Source organism: Microbacterium sp. Bi128 (genome assembly GCF_918698205.1).
The window spans coordinates 1-3,387 of record NZ_CAKKMM010000503.1; the positions used below are offsets into that span (position 1 = coordinate 1).

2 protein-coding genes are annotated in these 3,387 nt (G+C 65.9%); one reads left to right on the forward strand and one right to left on the reverse strand.

All coding sequences use genetic code 11. The features are described from left to right. The coding region (gene secA, locus LQV45_RS21870; RefSeq protein WP_230008798.1) for a preprotein translocase subunit SecA at nt 1–2,628 on the forward strand (2,628 nt) is incomplete at its 5' end. Nucleotides 2,629–2,861: 233 nt separating this feature from the next. Here the strand turns inward: secA and LQV45_RS21875 are convergent. Further along, nucleotides 2,862–3,347 (reverse strand): Rv3235 family protein, encoded by a 486-nt coding sequence (locus tag LQV45_RS21875; RefSeq protein ID WP_230008799.1) that lies wholly within the window; start codon nt 3,345–3,347, stop codon nt 2,862–2,864. Nucleotides 3,348–3,387: the final 40 nt, after the last annotated feature.

Consider the following 3,387-nt stretch of genomic DNA (forward strand, 5'->3'; position numbering starts at 1 on the left):
ACGGACGCCGAGCTCCGTGAAGAAACTGACCGGCTGCGCGAACGCCACCAGGCCGGCGAGAAGCTCGACGATCTGCTGCCCGAAGCGTTCGCGGCCGTACGCGAGGCATCGTCCCGTACCCTCGGCATGCGCCAATTCGATGTCCAGCTCATGGGCGGCGCCGCCCTGCACCTGGGCAACATCGCGGAAATGAAGACCGGTGAAGGCAAGACCCTGGTGGCCACCGCTCCGGCCTACCTCAACGCCCTCACCGGCAAGGGCGTCCACGTCGTCACCGTGAACGACTACCTCGCCGAATACCAGTCAGACCTCATGGGCCGCGTCTACCGCTTCCTCGGCCTCACCAGCGGCTGCATCCTCTCCAACCAGGACCCTGCGCTGCGCCGCGAACAGTACGCCGCGGACATCACGTACGGAACGAACAACGAATTCGGCTTCGACTACCTGCGCGACAACATGGCGTGGGACAGCTCGGAACTGGTCCAGCGCGGCCACCATTTCGCCATCGTCGACGAAGTGGACTCGATCCTCATCGACGAGGCACGCACCCCGCTCATCATCTCCGGCCCGGCCCAGGGGGACACCAACCGCTGGTACAGCGAATTCGCCAAGGTGGTCACACGCCTGCAGGCCGAGACCGACTACGAGGTCGATGAGAAGAAGCGTACCGTCGGTGTCCTCGAGGCCGGCATTGAAAAGGTCGAGGACTACCTCGGCATCCACAACCTCTACGAGTCCGCCAACACGCCCCTGATCGGCTTCCTGAACAACGCCATCAAGGCCAAGGAGCTGTTCAAGCGCGACAAGGACTACGTCATCCTCGCCGGCGAGGTGCTGATCGTCGATGAGCACACAGGCCGCATTCTCGCCGGCCGCCGCTACAACGAAGGCATGCACCAGGCCATCGAAGCCAAGGAAGGCGTCGAGATCAAGGCCGAGAACCAGACGCTCGCCACCGTGACGCTGCAGAACTACTTCCGCATGTACGACAAGCTCGCGGGCATGACCGGCACGGCCGAGACCGAGGCCGCCGAGTTCATGAGCACCTACAAGCTCGGCGTCGTTGCCATCCCGACCAACCGCGACATGACACGGATCGACCAGGCCGACCTTGTCTACAAGAACGAGACCGTCAAATTCGACGCAGTCGTCAAGGACATCGCCGAACGCCACGAAAACGGCCAGCCTGTCCTCGTCGGCACCACCAGCGTCGAGAAGAGCGAATACCTCTCCCGGCTGCTGGCCAAGGAAGGCGTCCGGCACGAGGTCCTGAACGCCAAGAACCATGCCCGTGAAGCGTCCATCGTGGCCCAGGCCGGCCGCAAGGCCGCCGTCACAGTCGCGACCAACATGGCCGGCCGCGGTACCGACATCATGCTCGGCGGCAACGCGGAATTCACCGCCGTCGCCGAAATGGCCAAGCGCGGCCTGGACCCGGAGGAGAACTCCGAGGAATACGAGGCCGCGTGGCCCGAGGTGTTCGAATCCGCCAAGCAGTCCGTCAAGGACGAACACGAGGAAGTCCTGAACCTGGGCGGACTCTACGTGCTCGGCACCGAAAGGCACGAGTCCCGCCGCATCGACAACCAGCTCCGCGGCCGTTCCGGACGCCAGGGCGACCCCGGCGAGTCCCGGTTCTACCTCTCGCTGACCGATGATCTGATGCGCCTGTTCAACTCCGGCGCAGCCGAACGGCTCATGAACAGCTCGGTGCCCGACGACGTCGCACTCGAATCCAAGCTCGTCTCGCGCGCCATCGCCTCGGCCCAGGGCCAGGTGGAAGGCCGCAACGCCGAACAGCGCAAGAACGTGCTGAAGTACGACGACGTCCTGAACCGCCAGCGCGAGGCAATCTACGGCGACCGGCGCCGCATCCTCGAAGGCGATGACCTCCACGAGAAGGTCCAGTACTTCCTGGAAGACACCATCAACGCCTTCATCGACGAAGCTACAGCCGAGGGCACCGGCGACGACTGGGACTTCAACCTCCTGTGGTCCAACCTCAAGACCCTGTACCCCGTGAGCTTCACCCCTCGCGACGTCATTGACGAGGCCGGCGGCAAGTCCCGGATCACGACCGAGTTCCTCCGGGAAGAGATCCTTTCCGATGCCCGTCTGGTCTACCAGGCCAGGGAGCAGGCGATTGGCTCCGAGAGCATGCGCGAACTGGAGCGCCGGGTGGTCCTTTCCGTCATCGGGCGCAAGTGGCAGGAACACCTCTACGAGATGGACTATCTCAAGGAGGGCATCGGGCTGCGCGCCATGGCCCAGCGTGACCCCCTGGTGGAGTACCAGCGCGAGGGCTTCATCATGTTCCAGGCCATGATGGAGGCCATCCGCGAAGAGAGCGTCGGCTTCCTGTTCAACCTCGACGTCGAAGTGACGCCGGCCGAAGACGTTGTGGTGGCGGACGCCGAGGGCCAGCACACCGAACACCACGAGCCGCAGATCCATGCCGCCGGGCTCGAAGCCCCGGAGAAACCCGCGCAGCTGCAGTACACCGCCCCTGGCGAGGACGGTGCCGCCCAGACCCGGATCGAGGCGAAGGTCTCCGGACGTTCGGGAAACCCGGCCAAGGCCGCGGCGCAGGACATCGGCCGCCGCGCTGCGAAGAAGAAGCGGCGCTAGGCACGACGCAAACACGGAAGGACCGGAGCATTTGCTCCGGTCCTTCCGTGTTTGCGCCTCCTTTCCCTCACATGCCGGGCATTCCCTTGCAGACCGGGCCCGGTTCCGCAGGTTCGTGCCCGTCGCTGCCCTCGGCGGCGACTGGCTTCTGCCGGTTCTCTGCCTGTCTGTTGCCGGCTTTCTGCCTGTTTTCTGCGGACTCTCTGCCTGTTTTGTGCCTCCGGCCCTGCCGTTCAGCCGATCTCCAGCACTGTGACGCGCCAGGCCGCCGTGCCGCGCTCCAGCCGCAGCGCGACCGCGCGAACCCGTGATTCCTCGACCACCACGGCGCTGGCCTCGTAGACGTCATCCGACACTCGGCAGGCCCGGACGGACCTGACGGACGGGTTGCGGTGCAGCCTGCCCGCCGTCGGCGAGCTGCCGGAGGCAACCCGGCGGGTCAATGCGGCTCGGTGCTGCAGGGCCGCCAGACAGCGCGGGTCCAGGCGCCGGGAGAGCTGCTGTGCGGGCCGCGTCCCGGCCAGCACCTCGATCGCCGCCTGCACGGTGCTCCGGGAAATCGCACAAATCTCTCGGGCCTCGTCAACAACGCGCAGCGGCGGCGGGGCCGCAGTGGCGTGGTTGGCCGGTGGTGTAGCCGTGCCGGACACAACCCTGAGAGCGGGGGCATGCGGGACGGGGGTCGCCGCGGCTGAGCGGATCCCGGTGACTGCGTTCATGACGGTTCCTTTGCTGATGGCTGGTGCGGGTGGCTTGCGG